This window comes from Streptomyces sp. NPDC017056 (genome assembly GCF_044332485.1).
Taxonomy (GTDB): Bacteria; Actinomycetota; Actinomycetes; order Streptomycetales; family Streptomycetaceae; genus Streptomyces.
Map to the genome: position 1 here is coordinate 169361 of NZ_JBIRPD010000014.1, position 16326 is coordinate 185686.

Here is a 16326-nt window from a genome sequence, read left to right on the forward strand (position 1 = left end):
GGGACACAACAGCCGGACCCGACAGCCCGCCGCTTCCGGCGCCGGGCCGGCTGACGCGCCGTCCGGCGCGCGGGCCCGGCCCCGCGACGCACTGCCCTGGGGGCCCCGCACATACCGGACACATACCGGCAAGGATCTCCCGGCGATTCGGCGAGGGAAGGCAATCATGGAGTGGTGGCAGCGAGCAGCATGTCTGGACGAGGACCCGGAGCTGTTCTTCCCCGTAGGGGTCACAGGCCCCGCCGCCCAACAACACGCGGACGCCAAGGCGGTGTGCCACCGATGCCCGGTGGCCGCCGAGTGCCTGGACTGGGCCCTGGAAACCGGCCAGAACTACGGCATCTGGGGCGGCACGGACGAGGAGGAGCGCCGCAAGCTCACCACCCACCGCCAACGCAAACGCCGGGCAGCCTGAGGGGTGACGGAGCTGTGGCACTTCTCTGGGACTTCACTCACCGGCCGAGACCAGCCGCCTCTCCCCCAAGCCGAAGCCGCACTCGGTGCGCCCCAATCCGATCCACGCGAAGACCGCGTCGATAGCGACCGCGCCCCGCGCGCCGGCGCGGGGCAGGAAGTGAGAGTACGTCCGCAGCGTGAAGCCGGGATCCGAGTGCCCCAGCCACCGCGCCAGGGAGACGACGGACTCACCAGCCTCCAATTTCCTCAGAGGCGTAGACGTGGCGCAAGGCGTGGAAGCCGTGCGCGTGCTGCCTTCGGCCAGCCGTCACCGCAGATGGTCCCTGGGAACGGTCATCCCATCATGAGCGGCTGCGGGCGATCCGGCGAAGCGCGATGTTGGCCTGGCGGTCACCGCCACGGTTCGAACCGGCGTCCGGCCGCGTTACGGTACCGACGGACGCCAGTGGGGCCAGGTTGCCACTACGGCGGTTCGCCGGCTCGATGGCCGGCCGCCCGCCTTCGCCATGTGAACAGGTGGGACGGTGGCCGATTGGTCCTTGATGTCTCACCAGGCGACGGGCAGGGCTTCCACGCCGTACTGGGGAGTCAGCGGCCGGAAGCGCAGCTCGTGCGGCGGCACGGCCAGCCGCAGCCTGGGGAAGCGTTCCAGCAGTTGCCTGTAGGCGCATCGCAGCTGTATGCGGGCCAGGAGGGCGCCGATGCAGAAGTGGATGCCGTGGCCGAAGGCCATGTGGGTGGTGTTCTCACGAGTGATGTCCAGGGTGTCGCGTGGGGCGCCGGCGGCCTGGGCGCGGTTGGCCGCGAGCAGTGAACAGCCGACGGTCTGTCCGGACTTGATCACCTGGCCCGCGACTTCCACGTCCACCCGGGCGGTGCGAGGTGAGGCGAGCGTCACCACGGCGACGTAGCGCAGCAGTTCCTCCACCGCCTGGTCCATCAGATCCGGGCGCTCGCGCAGCAGGGCGAGCTGGGCGGGGTGCTGGAGGAGTGCCAGGGTGCCCAGTCCCAGCATCTGGGCGGTGTTCTCCAGCGCGGCGGCCACGAAGGACGAGGCGACACCCGCCAGCTCTTCGTCGGTGAGTTCCTCGCCATGGGTGCGCAGGAGCATGCCGAGAAGGTCGTCGCCGGGGGCGGCACGCTTGTGTGCCACACATCCCAGCAGGTACTTGTCGAACGCCCTCGCGGCGATCCTTTTCTTCCCGGTGTTGCCCAGGGCACGGACATCCAGGATGCGCATCAGCTCGGGCAGATCGTCGCGGGGTATGCCGAGCAGGGCACAGACGATCGGGCCGGGCACGGACCAGGCCACGTGCCGCATCAGGTCGGCGGGCGGCCCGGCGCCTTCGAGCACGTCCAGCCGGTCCGCCACGATCTCCTCGACAAGGGGTTCCATCCTGCGCATACGGCGTGCGGTGAACTCTGGAATGAGCATCTTGCGCAGCCGGGTGTGCTCCGGGGGGTCGTAGTGCAGCAGATTTCCTACCTGGACCCGCTGCGCGGCTATCTCCGGGCTGTCGGCGGGCGGCTTGGTGCTGAAGCGTTCCGCGTCGCCGAGGATGACCCGCACCTCCTCGAAGCCGGTGGCGATCCAGTGATGCACTCCGGAGCCGGTGTCATCGGCGAGCGGGGCGTGCGTGCTCATCCGGCTCAGTTCGGGCACGGGATCGAGTCCGTCACGGCGTTGGTGCAGGGGTATGTCCGCTGGTTTCGGCATTTCTGGTTCCCTTTCTTCTCCCGGCCGGTGGGGAAACCGCGGCGAAACGGTTGTACATGAACAGACCATGGGTGGTTCACCAAGTGAGTGGCAACTCTTCGATGCCGTAAATGGGCAGCTTCAGGTTCCGGAAGCGCAGTTCCTCCCGTGGTACGGCCAGCCGCAACGCCAGAAAGCGGTCCAGTAGCTTCGCGAAAGCGATCCGTAGTTCCATACGGGCCAGAGCCGCGCCGACACAGAAGTGGATGCCGTGCCCGAACGCCACGTGGGTGATGTTCTCCCGGGTGACGTCGAATACATCGCGCGGGTCGTCGGGTTTTGCGGCGCGGTTCGCCGCGAGCAGCGAACATCCCACGATTTCGCGGGCCTTTATCACGTGGTCCGCTATCGGCACATCCACCAGGGCGGTACGGAAGTTCGCCATCGGTACGACCGCCACGTAGCGCAGCAGTTCCTCCACCGCCTGGCCCATGAGCTCCGGACGCTTCCGCAACAGCGCCGACTGGTCGGAGTGTTCCAGCAGCACCAACGTGCCCAGCCCCAGCATCCCGGCCATGTTCTCCAGGCCGGCGGCCAGGGTCGCGTCGATGAGTCCCACCAGGTCCGCGTCGGTGATGTCCTGCCCGTGCTCCCTGATCAGCGCGCTGATCATGTCGTCGCCCACGGGGTTCTGGCGCTTGTGCGCCACGAACCTGTCCAGGTAGCCCGTGAAGGCGTGCTCCGCGGCCAGCACTGATTTCCGCGAGCGGTCGCGGCCCCGGGCGAGGAGCATGGTGCAGGCCAGGTGGGGCAGGTCGTCGCGAGGGAGGCCGAACAGCGCGCAGGCGACCTGGCCGGGTACGGGCCAGGCGAGGTGCCGCATCAGGTCGGCGGGCGGCCCGGCGTGCTCCAGGACGTCGAGCTGTTCCGTCACGATCTCCTCGATCACCGGCTCCATCCGGCGCATCCGCCGCACCGTGAACTGCGGTGTCAGCATCTTGCGCATCCGGGTGTGCTCCGGCGGGTCGTTCTGCAACGGATTACCGTTCTGGGCCAGCCGCCGGGCTTCCTCGGCACTGTCCGCGGGCGGGTTGACGCTGAACCGGTCGGCGTCGCCGAGGACCGCCCGCACCTCATCGAGGCCGGTGGCGATCCAGTCGATCCGGTGGTGCACTCCACTGTCGCTGTGCCTGGCGAGCGGTGTGTGCACGCTCATCCGGCTCAGTCCGGGCACGGGATCGAGCCCGTTCCGCTGCAGGTGTACGGGGAAGTCCGCCGGCTTCGGCTCACTCCGCCGCCGTCGCGGGGAAAGTTGTTCTCGTTCCGTCATGGCAGTCGGTTACCTTTTCGCTCGTACCTCACGTGCCTCGCCGTGAAGAAATCGGGCATCCGCCGCGCACTTACCAGGCGAGCGGCAGCTTCTCGACTCCTTAGGGGCTTTTCGCCAGTGGCCGGAAGCGCACTTTTCCCGTGGTACGTTCGGCCGCAGTCCGGAGAAAGGGCGCAGCGGCCGGCGGAGTTGCCGACCCCGGCCTCGTCGACGGACGGGAATTCCGCCCGCATCCGGATCAGCTCGGGCAAAGGGTTCCCCCTTGCCGTCGCATGTACCCAGGGGTTTCCGACCCGCTTGGGCTCATTGCGGCGCCGTTGCGAGGAGGGATGTTCCGACTTCGTCATGTGCGGTCGTCCCCACGCCCGCCTGCCGCACTGAGGGTGTCCGCGATGATGCGACCGATCTGTGGCAGGTGCGCCGCCTGGAGCATGTCCTCATGGCCGGCGGCAACGTCGTGCGCCACGATCTCCCCTCCCGTGTAGGGTCGCCAGCTCGCGATCGCGTCCGGTACCCGCCGGCTCGCCGGCCCGCCCCCGGTCGCGACGAAGAGCGTGAGGTCCCCCCGGAAGCGACGCGGTGTGTGGCCCTGCGACATGCGCTGCACGTTCCGCACGATCTCTCGCATATTGGTCACGAGCGGGCCGCTCACTCCCTCCGGGAGGGTCACTTCCGCGTGATGGACCGCAGGGAAGCCACCGTCTTCCGGTGCGTCGCCGGCATCCCCGCGCACCGGCCCCGCCTCGCCGTCCGCGGTGAAGCCGCGCGTGGAGCCGGGATAGCCGTCGAGCACCGCGAGAAGTCCCACCTCTGCGCCCAGTTCCTCCAGCCGGGTGGCGAGGGCCTGGGCGAACAGTCCGCCGACGGACCATCCCAGGAGGTGGTACGGGCCGGACGGGCAGACGGACCGGATCTGGTCGGCGTAGTCGGCCACCATCTCCTCGACGCTGCGCGGCAGGGGCTCCGGACCGGCCAGTCCCCGCGCCTGTACCCCGTACACGGGCTGGTCCGACGGCAGATACGGCAGGACCGCCGCGTACCCCCAGCCCAGGCCGTTGCCGTGGTGCACGCAGAACAGCGGCGGGCGGCTGCCCTCCGGCCGCAGGGGCAGCAGCACGCCCAGGTCGTCGCGGTTGCGGACGGGGCGCAAAAGCGTTCCGTCCTGTCCGGCGCCGCCAGATCCGTCCGAGTCCACGACCGTGAGCAGCCCTGTGGAGGTCCGCTTGGCCCGCTCGCCGGTACGGAGCATCCGCTCCCCGCCGGTGCCGAACGGGCAGGCCACGAACCGCCGGCCGGTCAGCCCCGGTGCGTGCGCGTAGCCGCGGGCCAGCGAGGCCCCGGCGAGGTAGAGGTCGCCGCTGACGCCTGCCGGGACCGGGCGCAGCAGATCGTCGAGGACGAACGCGGCGGCGGCGCTGCGGTGGCCGGGCCAGAGGCTCAGGGTCTCTGGCGCGCCATGGCCATTCACCATCGCGGCGTCGGATCCGGGCGGGCCCAGGCGGACCCGGCCCCCGGCGCACAGGGCCGCGAGCAACTGTGTGACGAGGGTGGGAGCGGGGGTCCGTACGTCCAGCTCTGTCTCGTCGACGGCGGGCGAGGTGCGCATCCGGTGCGTGACCTGACTGACCAGCGCCCGGTGTTCGACGACCGTGCTCACAAGGTCGCCGTCCGGTGTCGTGGTGTCGAAGACGAAGGCCGCGTGGCCGGGCAGTGGCCGGCCGCCGGGGGCTGGTGTCCGTGGCGTACCGGTCGTCACGGCCCACACCAGATCGTCCGCGCGCAGGACCGGGACCGTACGGTCGGCGCCCGCCCCGTCGGCGGACCGGGCCGGACCGGTGAGGCGACAGGCGGCCCCGACCTTGAGGACGCCGAGCAGCGCCACGACGAGTCCGGTGCCCGGTGGCAGGGGGACGGTGACGACGTCCTCCGGCCCGCTCCCCCGCTCGGCCAGCCGGTGGGCGAGCGCGTCGGATGCGGCCTGGAGTGCACTGTGGGTGAGCGTGCCGTCAGGATCCGTCACGGCGACCGCGTCGGGTGTGCGGGCCGCCTGTCCGGCCAGCAGGTCGAGCACGGTGCCGTCCGGGGCCCGGGCGGCCATGCCGTTCCCGGGCGTCACCAGCGCGTGGTGCTCGGCGGGGCCGAGCAGGATGTCCACCTCGCTCAGCCGCAGCCCGGGGTCGGCCGCCACCTGCTCCAGGACTCGGACAAACCGGTCCGCGAGCGCGGTGGCGGTCGAGCGGGCGAAGAGGTCCGTGGCATAGCACAGGTGACCGTCGAGCCCGGCCGGAGTGCCGTCCTCCTCCCGCACGACGATGCTGAACGACAGGTCCATCTCGGAGGTGCCGGTGCCGCGCTGGAGACGAGTGACCTTCAGTCCCGGCAGCTCCACCACGTTCCATTTCTCCGTTATGTCGTCCCGCACGTCGAGCAGGACCTGGAAGACGGGGTGGGCCGCTTCGGAGGACGGCAGCTCCAACTCCGCCATCACACGTTCGAATGGCACGTCGTTATGCGTGGAGGCGGACAGGGCGATCTCCCGTGCCCGGCCGAGCAGTTCGGTGAACGTCGGGTCGCCGGAGGTGTCCGTGCGCAGCGCCAGCCTGTCGGTCAGCGGGCCGGCCATGCCGTCCAGGCCCTCTTCCACGTCCTGCCGTGGGAGCGGCGTTCCGAGGGTGAGGTCGGTGCCCGCACCGAGCCGGGTGAGCAGCAGCGCGAGCGCGGCGTGCAGCACCGTGAACGCGGTGCTCCCGGGGTCTTCCGCCGCCTCCATCAACTGGTCGTGCGTCTCGGCGTCAAGGCGCAGCGGGACCATGTCCACACGGTGGGACGGCCGCACAGGCCGGGGCCGGTCGGCGGGCAGCACTGTCGTCGCCGGCGCGTCCGCCAGGGTGTCCTTCCAGTAGGCGAGCTGGTCGGCGATCAGGCTGTCCGCTTCCCGATCGCCCTGGAGCAGTTCGCGCTCCCACAGCGCGTAGTCGGCGAACTGCAGGGGCAGCGGAGCCCGTTCCAGCACCCGCCCCTCCTTTCGGGCGCCGTAGGCCACGGCCAGGTCGCGGACGAGGACATCCAGTGAGGAGTCGTCGGAGGCGATCCGGTGGACGACGATGAGCAGGACGTGTTCGCTGTCCGAAAGGCGGAACAGGCACGGAGCCCATGGTGTGTGCCGGGTGAGGTCGAAGTGGTGCTGCGCGTGGGTCGCCAACAGGTCCGGCAGGTCCGCGTCGGTCGCCGGTACCACGATGAGTGCGGGGCGGCCGCTGTCAGCGTCCAGGATGTTCTGGTGTACGTCAGCGGCGCTGGTTCCCGGGAAAACCGTGCGCAGGATCTCGTGCCGGGCAGCGACGTCCCCGAGCGCCGCTTCCAGAGCGGCCGGGACCAGCTCACCGACCAGGCGGAGCGCGAGCGACAGCTGCTGGTCCGCCCTTGCCCGGTCACGCTGGGCCAGGTCCCAGGTGCGCAATTGGTGTGCCGAGAGGGGGATGGTGTCCGGGCGGTCGAAGGGGCGCAGTTCCGGGCGCAGCTTGGACTCCAGCATGCGGGCCACGCCGATGGGGGTCGAGGCGCCGAAGAAAAGTCGCATGTTCAGCTCGACGCCGAATTCGGTCCGTACGCGAGCGGCGAGACGCATGGCCAGGTTCGAATTGCCGCCCAGGTCGAAGAAGTTGTCGTCCACGCCGACCCGTTCCAGGCCGAGGACCTCGGCGAACAGGGCGCACAGAGCCTTTTCCGTCTCGCTCTGCGGTGCCCGCCCGGAGACCCGCTCGGCGCGGTCGGGCGCCGGGAGCGCGGCCCGGTCGAGTTTGCCGCTCGCGGTCAGCGGCAGCGCCTCCAGCGCCAGGACCGCCGCCGGAAGCATGTAGTCCGGCAGGGTCTCGGCCAGGTGCTCGCGCAGCGCGTGCTGATCGATGTCCGCCGCCTCGGGGACGACGTAGCCGATCAGGCGCCTGTCGCCGGGCCGGTCCTCGCGGACTGCCGCCGCCGCCCGGGCGACGTCGGGGTGGGAGGCGAGCGCGGACTCCACCTCTCCGAGCTCGACGCGGAAGCCGCGGATCTTGACCTGCTCGTCCGCCCGGCCCGCGAAATCCAACTGCCCGTCGGCCCTCCAGCGCGCCAGGTCGCCCGAGCGGTACATCCGCCCGCCGTCCGCGAACGGGCAGGCCACGAACCGCTCGGCGGTCAGGCCCCCACGTCCCGTGTAGCCGCGGGCCAGCCCCACGCCCGCCACGTACAGCTCACCGACCGCGCCGACAGGAGCGGGCCGCAGGAACTCGTCGAGCACGAAGACCTGGACGTTGCCGATCGGGCGGCCGATCGCCGGCGGGCCGTCTTGCACCGTGATGCCCTCGCCCAGCAGCGTCGCCGTCGTGATCACGGTCGCCTCGGTCGGCCCGTACGTGTTCCACACCCGCGCCCCGGCCCGCCAGCGCGCCGCCAGGTCAGCGCTCAACCGCTCCGCACCCAGCACCCAGTTCTCCACACCAGGCACGGACTCGGGATCCAGCACGCCCAGCAGCGAAGGGACCACACTGGCCACGGTGACGCCGGAATCCTGGATCATCCGCGCCAGTGCTTCCGGCTGGGTACGTGCGCCACTGGTGGCGATGGCCAAAGTGCCACCGGCAGCGAGGGTGACCGCCACATCCAGCACCGCCGCGTCGAAGGAGAACGACGCGAACTGCAACACCACCGTGCCCGGCTCCACACCCAGGACAGGGCGCAGAGCCTCCGCCAGATTCGCCACTCCCTCATGGGCCACCTCGACGCCTTTGGGACGGCCGGTCGAACCCGACGTATAGATCACATACGCCAGCTGGGCCGTATCGGCAGGGGCTTCCACCGCGTCGGGCGACTCGGTCCCGGCCGCCTCCGGGATGTTCTCCAGCACCACCGACGCGCCACTGTCCTCGATCATGAACGCCAGCCGCTCAGCGGGATATTCCGGATCGAGCGGGACATAGGCGCCGCCCGCCTTCCACACCCCCAGAATGCCGACGACCAGGTCCATGCCCCGCGGCAGACGCAGCCCCACCCGCGACTCACGGCCGACTCCCTGGCCCGCCAGATACCGGGCCAGGCGATTCGCACGCGCCGCCAGCTCCCCGTACGACAGGACCTCGGAGCCACACCGCACCGCCGGGGCTTGCGGCCGCCGCCGCACCTGCTCCTCGAACCGCTCCACCACCGTCCCCGCCGGAACCGGCCCCGCGGTGTTGTTCCACTCCCGCACGACCTGGGAGCGCTCGGTCTCCCCCAGTACGTCGAGGTCGGAGAGACGGGTCCCGGGATCGGCCGCGACCTGTCGCAGCACTCGCGCCAGCCGGGCGGAGAGAGCCTGGACGGTCGCCTCGTCGAACAGGTCGGCCGCGTACAGCATGCCGCCGTCGAGGCCGTCCGGAGCCCCGTCGGCACCGTGCCGCTCGGCGAGCGCCACCGCCAGGTCGAAGCGGGTCGGCGGCGCCGAGAGCGGCGGCATCGGCTGCACCTGGAGGCCCGGCAGCTCCCATCGCGCCTCGGGTACGTTCCCCAGGGACAGCATGACCTGGAACAGCGGGTTCCGGGCCGTCGAACGGGCCGGGTTCAGTTCCTCCACCAGGCGCTCGAAAGGCACGTCCTGATGCGCGTACGCCGCCAGGTCCGTCTCCCGCACCCGCCCCAGCAACTCCGCGAACGACGGGTTCCCGCTCACGTCGGCCCGGAGGACCAAAGTGTTGACGAAGAATCCCGACATTTTCTCCAGTTGCGCATCACCACGGCCCGCGATGGGAGTGCCCAAAGGGATGTCGTTCCCCGCGCCCATCCGGGCCAGCAGTGCAGACATCGCGGCGTGCAGGACCATGAACAGCGTCACCCGGCCCCGCCCGGCCACTTCGGTCAGGCGTGCGTGCGTGGCCGCGTCCACTTCCACCGGGACCGAGCCGCTGCGGAACGAGGAGACCGCCGGACGCGGCCGGTCGACCGGCAGCACCAGTTCCTGCGGGGCGCCCGCCAGGGCCTGCCGCCAATAGCCGAGTTGCTCACTCAACAAGCTGTCCGGATCATCCGCCTCCCCCAGCACGTCCCGCTGCCACAGCGCATAGTCCGCATACTGCACCGACAGCGGCCCCCAACCCGGCGCCCGGCCCGCCCGCCGCGCCGCATACGCCTCCTGCAGATCCCGCGCCAGCACCCCCATGGACCAGCCATCCGACGCAATGTGATGCACCACCAGCAGCAACACATGCTCCACAGGCGACAGAACAAACAGCCGAACCCTCCACGGCGCTTCGGCGCTGACATCGAAACCCCGCCCGGCATGCTCGGCAAGGGCCTCCTCAAGCCGGCCCTCACCGACCTCCACCACGTCGAACGGCGGGCGGCCCCCCGCACCCTCCAGCACCTCCTGGTACGGCACACCCCCCACATCCGGGAACACCGTCCGCAAACTCTCGTGACGGTCGGCCACATCCCCGAGTGCCGCCTCCAGCGCCGCCACATCCAAGGCACCGGAAACCCGCAACGCCATCGGCAAGTTATACGCCGCCGACGCAGCCGGCCCCTTCTCCACCTGATTCAGAAACCACATCCGCAACTGCGCGAACGACAACGGCAACCGTCCCGGGCGCGATCGCCGCACCAGAGCGGCCCGAGCCCGACCTGCAGCGCCGGCGACCAAACAGGCAACACCGGCGACCGTCGGCGAGGTGAACAGGTCGCGAATGCGCACCTCGGCGTCCAGTACGGACCTGATCCGGGCGATCAGGCGCATGGCCAGCAGCGAGTCTCCGCCGAGGTCGAAGAACGACTCCTCGACACCCACCCGCTCCACGCCCAGCACCTCGCCGAACAGATCGCTGAGCACCACTTCGGCGGGGGTCTCGGGTGCCCGTCCCAGCGCGCGGCCGGCCGTCTCCGGCGCGGGGAGCGCTGCCCGGTCGAGCTTGCCGTTGGCCGTCAGGGGAAACCGGTCCAGCACCACGACGGCGGCCGGGATCATGTAGTCGGGCAGCCGGGTACGGGCGTGGTCACACAGCGCCGTGGCGTCAGGCTCACGGCCGGTCGTGGGGACGATGTAGGCGACCAGGCGTTTGTCCCCGGGCCGGTCCTCGCGGACGGCGATCGCTGCCTGAGCGACATCGGGGTGCCCGGTGAGAACGGCTTCGATCTCACCCGGCTCGACGCGGAAGCCGCGGATCTTGACCTGCTCGTCCGCCCGGCCCGCGAAATCCAACTGCCCGTCGGCCCTCCAGCGCGCCAGGTCGCCCGAACGGTACATCCGCCCGCCGTCCGCGAACGGGCAGGCCACGAACCGCTCGGCGGTCAGGCCCCCACGTCCCGTATAGCCGCGGGCCAGCCCCACGCCCGCCACGTACAGCTCACCGACCGCGCCGACGGGAGCGGGCCGCAGGAACTCGTCGAGCACGAAGACCTGGACGTTGCCGATCGGGCGGCCGATCGCCGGCGGGCCGTCTTGCACCGTGATGCCCTCGCCCAGCAGCGTCGCCGTCGTGATCACGGTCGCCTCGGTCGGCCCGTACGTGTTCCACACCCGCGCCCCGGCCCGCCAGCGCGCCGCCAGGTCAGCGCTCAACCGCTCCGCACCCAGCACCCAGTTCTCCACACCGGGCACGGACTCGGGATCCAGCACGCCCAGCAGCGAGGGGACCACACTGGCCACGGTCACACCTGCCGCACGGATCATGTCCGCCAGCGCCCCGGCCTCCGCACGCTCCTCACCGGCGGCGATCGCCAAAGTGCCACCGGCAGCCAGCGTGACCGCCACATCCAGCACCGCCGCATCGAAGGAGAACGACGCGAACTGCAACACCACCGTGCCCGGCTCCACCCCCAGAACGGGACGCATGGCCTCCGCCAGATTCGCCACTGCGCTGTGGGCCACGGCCACGCCCTTCGGGCGGCCCGTCGAACCGGAGGTGTAGCTCACATACGCCAGCTGACCGGGGCTGACGTCCATACCCAGGGGCTCGCTGGACTCGGCGTCGACGTCTACCGGAATCTCGTCCAACACCACCGACGCACCACTGTCCTCGACCATGAACGCCAACCGCTCCGCCGGATACTCGGGATCGAGCGGAACGTACGCGCCACCGGCCTTCCACACCCCCAGAACACCGACCACCATGTCCACCCCACGCGGCAGACACAACCCCACCAACGACTCCCGGCCCACCCCCTGACCCACCAGATACCGGGCCAGGCGATTCGCACGCGCCGCCAGCTCCCCGTACGACAGGACCTCGGAGCCACACCGCACCGCCGGGACATCCGGTGCTGCCGATGCGCGCGCGGTGATGCGATCGACCACGGTCCCCGACGGTACGGGTCGGGCGGTGTCGTTCCACTCCGCCACCACCCGCGAGCGTTCCACCGGGCCCAGGATGTCGATCTCGCTGAGGCGGATACCGGGGATGTCCGCGACCTGTTCGAGTACCCGGGCCAGCCGCGCGGCCAAGGCCTGGACGGTCTCCTCGTCGAACAGATCGGCCGCGTACAGCATGCCGCCGTCGAGGCCGGCCGGGAACCCGTCGCCGTCGCGTCGCTCACTCAAGGTGACCGACAGATCGAACCGCGCCGGCAGCACGGTGTACGGCGGCACCTCGCTCACCCGCAGGCCGGGCAGCTCCCACGCCGGTTCCGGGACGTTGGCGAGGGTGAGCGTGACCTGGAACAGCGGGTTGCGGGCCATCGAGCGGGCCGGGTTCAGTTCCTCCACCAGGCGCTCGAAAGGCACGTCCTGATGCGCGTACGCCGCCAGGTCCGTCTCCCGCACCCGCCCCAGCAACTCCGCGAACGACGGGTCGCCGCTCAGGTCGGCGCGCAGGACCAGAGTGTTGACGAAGAGCCCAGCCAGTTCATCCAGCCGCGCGTCGCCACGGCCCGCGATCGGGGTTCCGATCGGGATGTCCTCGCCCGCGCCCATGCGGGCCAGCAGAACCGCCATCGCGGCGTGCAGGACCATGAACATCGTCGCCCGGCCCTGCCTGGCGAGATCCACCAGGCGGGTGTGCGTGGCCGCGTCGACCCCCACCGGGACCGAGCCGCTGCGGAACGAGGAGACCGCCGGACGCGGCCGGTCGGCCGGCAGCACCAGTTCCTGCGGGGCACCCGCCAGGGCCTGCCGCCAATAGCCGAGTTGCTCACTCAACAAGCTGTCCGGATCATCCGCCTCCCCCAGCACGTCCCGCTGCCACAGCGCATAGTCCGCATACTGCACCAACAGCGGCCCCCAACCCGGCGCCCGGCCCGCCCGCCGCGCCGCATACGCCTCCTGCAGATCCCGCGCCAGCACCCCCATGGACCAGCCATCCGACGCAATGTGATGCACCACCAGCAGCAACACATGCTCCACAGGCGCCAGAACAAACAGCCGAACCCTCCACGGCGCTTCGGCGCTGACATCGAAACCCCGCCCGGCATGCTCGGCAAGGGCCTCCTCAAGCCGGCCCTCACCGACCTCCACCACGTCGAACGGCGGGCGGCCCGCCACGCCCTCCAGCACCTCCTGGTACGGCACACCCCCCACATCCGGGAACACCGTCCGCAAACTCTCGTGACGGTCGGCCACATCCCCGAGTGCCGCCTCCAGCGCCGCCACATCCAAGGCACCGGAAACCCGCAACGCCATCGGCAAGTTATACGCCGCCGACGCAGCCGGCCCCTTCTCCACCTGATTCAGAAACCACATCCGCAACTGCGCGAACGACAACGGCAACCGTCCCGGGCGCGATCGCCGCACCAGAGCGGCCCGAGCCCGACCTGCAGCGCCGGCGACCAAACAGGCAACACCGGCCACGGTCTGGGCGTCGAACAGCTCGCGGATGGTCACCGCGGTGCCCAGCACCGCCCGCATGCGCCCGATGAGGCGCATGGCCAGCAGCGAGTCTCCGCCCCGGGCGAAGAAGCCGTCCTCGGTGCCTACCCGCTCCAGCCCCAGCACCTCGCCGAACAGGCCGCACAGCACCTCCTCCGTCGGCGTCGCCGGGGCGCGGCCCTCGCGGACGGCCAAGTCGGGGGCGGGCAGTGCGGTCTTGTCGACCTTGCCGTTCGCCGTACGCGGCAGTGCTTCCAACTCCACCATCGCGGTGGGAACCATGTGTCCGGGAAGGTGCTCGCTCGCGTAGTCACGCAGTCGTGCGCTGTCGAGCCGCCCGGCGTCGGCGGGGACCACGTAGGCGACCAGGCGTTTGCCGCCGGGCCGGTCCTCGCGAACGGCGACCGCTGCCTGAGCGACATCGGGGTGCCCGGTGAGAACGGCTTCGATCTCACCCGGCTCGACGCGAAAGCCACGGATCTTGACCTGCTCGTCCGCCCGGCCCACGAACGCGAGCCGGCCCTCGGGCGTCCAGCGCGCCAGGTCGCCCGAACGGTACATCCGCCCGCCGCCCGCGAACGGGCAGGCGACAAAGCGCTCCGCCGTCCAGCCCGGGCGGCCGAGGTAGCCGCGGGCCAGGCCCGCCCCGGCCACGTACAGCTCACCTGTCATGCCAGGAGGCAGCGGGCGCAGGAAGGCGTCCAGAACGAAGACGCGAGTGTTGCCGATGGGGCGGCCGATCGTCGGAAGGGCGTCCTGCGCCGGGCCGTCCTGGTCCACCGGGCCGGTCGTCGCGATCACGGTCGCCTCGGTCGGCCCGTACGCGTTCCGCACCCGGGACCGGGGCCGCCAGCGGGCCGCCAGCTCCGCGGTCAGCTGCTCCCCGCCCACGAGCCAGTTCCGCACGCCGGGCACGGATCGGGGATCGAGCAGGTCCAGCAAGGCCGGCACCCCGTTGGCCACGGTCACTCCCGAGGCCCGGATCATCTCCGCCAGCGCCTCCGGGTCCTGGCGTTCCTCGCTCGACGCGATCGCGAGGGTGCCGCCTCCGGCCAGCGTCACCGACACGTCCAGCAGCGCGGCGTCGAAGCTGAACGAGACGAACTGCAACGCCACCGTGCCCGGCTCCACGCCCAGCACAGGCCGCACGGTGTGCGCCATGTTCCGTACGCCGGCGTGTGTCACGGCCACGCCCTTGGGCCGCCCCGTCGAGCCCGAGGTGTAGATCACGCCGGCCAGCTGGCCGGGACGTACGGAGATGTCCGGAGGCGTCGGGGGCTCGGCGGCGGCCGCCCGCCCGACGGCGGGCTCGTCCAGCACCACCACGTCCGCGGCCCCGGCCGGCACCCGCGCGGCGGTGGCGACGGTCGCCAGCACCGGTGTCACACCGCTGTCGGCGACCATGAACGCCAGCCGGTCCGCCGGATACTCCGCGTCCAGGGGGACGTACGCGCCGCCCGCCTTCCACACCGCGAGCAGCGCCACCACCATGTCCACCCCCCGCGGCAGACACAGCCCGACCCGCGACTCCGGGCCCACGTCCTGACGTGTCAAGTACCGCGCCAACCGGTTCGCGCGTTCCTCCAGTTCCCCATAGGTGAGCAGGTCCGCACCGCATCGCACCGCTGCCGCGCCCGGCGACCGCCGTGCCTGCGCCGCGATCAGGTCCGTCACCGTGCCCGGCGGTACCGGCCCGGCAGTGTCGTTCCACCGGCTCACGACCCGCGAACGCTCGGCCTCCGCCAGCACGTCGATGTCGCCGACCCGCGCCGCCGGATCGGCCACGATCCGCTCCAGCACCCGGATCAGCCGGTCCAGGAGGGACTGGACGGCGTCGCGGTCGAACAGGTCGGGCCGGTAGTCCATCTCGCAGGAGATCCGCTCGCCGGGGTCCACGAGCAGCGTGAGCGGATAGTGTGCGGCGTCCCGCCCGCCGGCGAGCCGGACGGCGAAGGTGTCCTGGCTGGGCGCCTCGACCGGGGGGCGGGGGAAGTTCTCGTACACCACCAGCGAGTCGAAGACCGCTCCGGGGCCCGCGATCCTCTGGACTTCCGACAGCCCCAGGTGATGGTGCGACATCATCGCGGACTGGCGTTCTTGCAGGTGCGTCAGCAACTCCCCGATCGGCTGCCCGCCCGCCAGGCGCACCCGTACCGGCAGGGTGTTGATGGCCAAGCCGACCATCGACTCGACGCCCGGCAGCTCCGCGGGCCGGCCGGCCGAGGTGGCGCCGAAGACCACGTCGCTGCGCCCGGTCAGCCGGGCGAGCACCAGCGCCCAGGCACCCTGCATCACCGTGTTCACGGTCAGGTTCCGGCTGCGGGCCCAGTGCGCCAGGTCCTCGCTGAGCTTCGCGGGGATGCGGGTACGCAGCTTATCGATCGCCCGGGCAGTTCCGGCGCGGTCCGCGGGTGCCACGAGCGTCGGTTCGTCCAGGTCCGCCAGCTCCGCCCGCCACGCGGCCCGTGCGGCGTCCTTGTCCTGGCGGTCCAGCCAGGCCAGGTAGTCCCGGTAGGAGGTGGCGCGCGGCAGTGCGGCGGCGCTGCCGCCCGCCGCGTAGACCGCGACCATCTCGTTGAGCAGGACGGGCAGCGACCAGCCGTCCATCAGGATGTGGTGGTGGGTGAGCACCAGGTGGTGCCGCTCCGCACCCAGCCGTACGAGCAGCAGGCGCAACAGGGGCGCGGACGCGGGGTCGAAGCGGTCGGCCAGGTCCCGGGCGGTGAGCTCGTCCAGTGCGCTGGGGACGTCGGCTTCGGGGAGGTCGCTCAGGTCCTCGTACCGCCACGGCAGGCTCACGTGTCCCGCGATGACCTGGAGCGCCCCGCCGGACTTACGGCGGCGGAAGCTCGCCCGCAGTGCGGCGTGCCGGGCCAGCAGTGCTTCCCATGTTCGGCGCAAGCGGCCCGCATCCAGCGGGCCGACCAGTTCCAGCGCATGTTGTCCCTGGTAGACGTCCGGGCCGTCATCGTCGAAGGAGGCGTGGAAGAGCATGCCCTCCTGCAATGGCGAGAGCGGCCACACGTCGGCAGGGGATCGGGTCATCGTTCTGTCTCCTCACAACGGTTTGCTTGC

The 16326-nt window shown here is 71.1% G+C and carries 4 protein-coding genes; 1 reads left to right on the forward strand and 3 read right to left on the reverse strand.

Features of this window, described 5'->3' with window-relative positions; genetic code table 11:
- Nucleotides 1-166 precede the first annotated feature (166 nt).
- Nucleotides 167-415 carry a WhiB family transcriptional regulator gene (locus ACH4OW_RS25665; RefSeq protein WP_360128873.1) on the forward strand — a complete coding sequence of 83 codons (249 nt, stop codon included), beginning with the start codon at nucleotides 167-169 and terminating at the stop codon, nucleotides 413-415.
- A gap of 549 nt (nucleotides 416-964) precedes the next feature.
- Here ACH4OW_RS25665 and ACH4OW_RS25670 read toward each other — a convergent pair.
- The 3 genes from ACH4OW_RS25670 to ACH4OW_RS25680 all read right to left on the reverse strand — a co-directional run bounded on the left by ACH4OW_RS25670 (nucleotide 965) and on the right by ACH4OW_RS25680 (nucleotide 16296).
- Entirely contained in the window at nucleotides 965-2134 is a 1170-nt protein-coding gene (locus ACH4OW_RS25670) for a cytochrome P450 (RefSeq protein WP_398030198.1), read from the reverse strand.
- Between the two features lie 76 nt (nucleotides 2135-2210).
- Complete coding sequence (locus ACH4OW_RS25675) at nucleotides 2211-3329, reverse strand: cytochrome P450 (protein ID WP_398030199.1); 1119 nt, start codon at nucleotides 3327-3329, stop codon at nucleotides 2211-2213.
- Between the two features lie 457 nt (nucleotides 3330-3786).
- Nucleotides 3787-16296: an amino acid adenylation domain-containing protein gene (locus ACH4OW_RS25680; protein ID WP_398030200.1), complete on the reverse strand. Its 12510-nt coding sequence runs from the start codon at nucleotides 16294-16296 to the stop codon at nucleotides 3787-3789.
- Nucleotides 16297-16326: the final 30 nt, after the last annotated feature.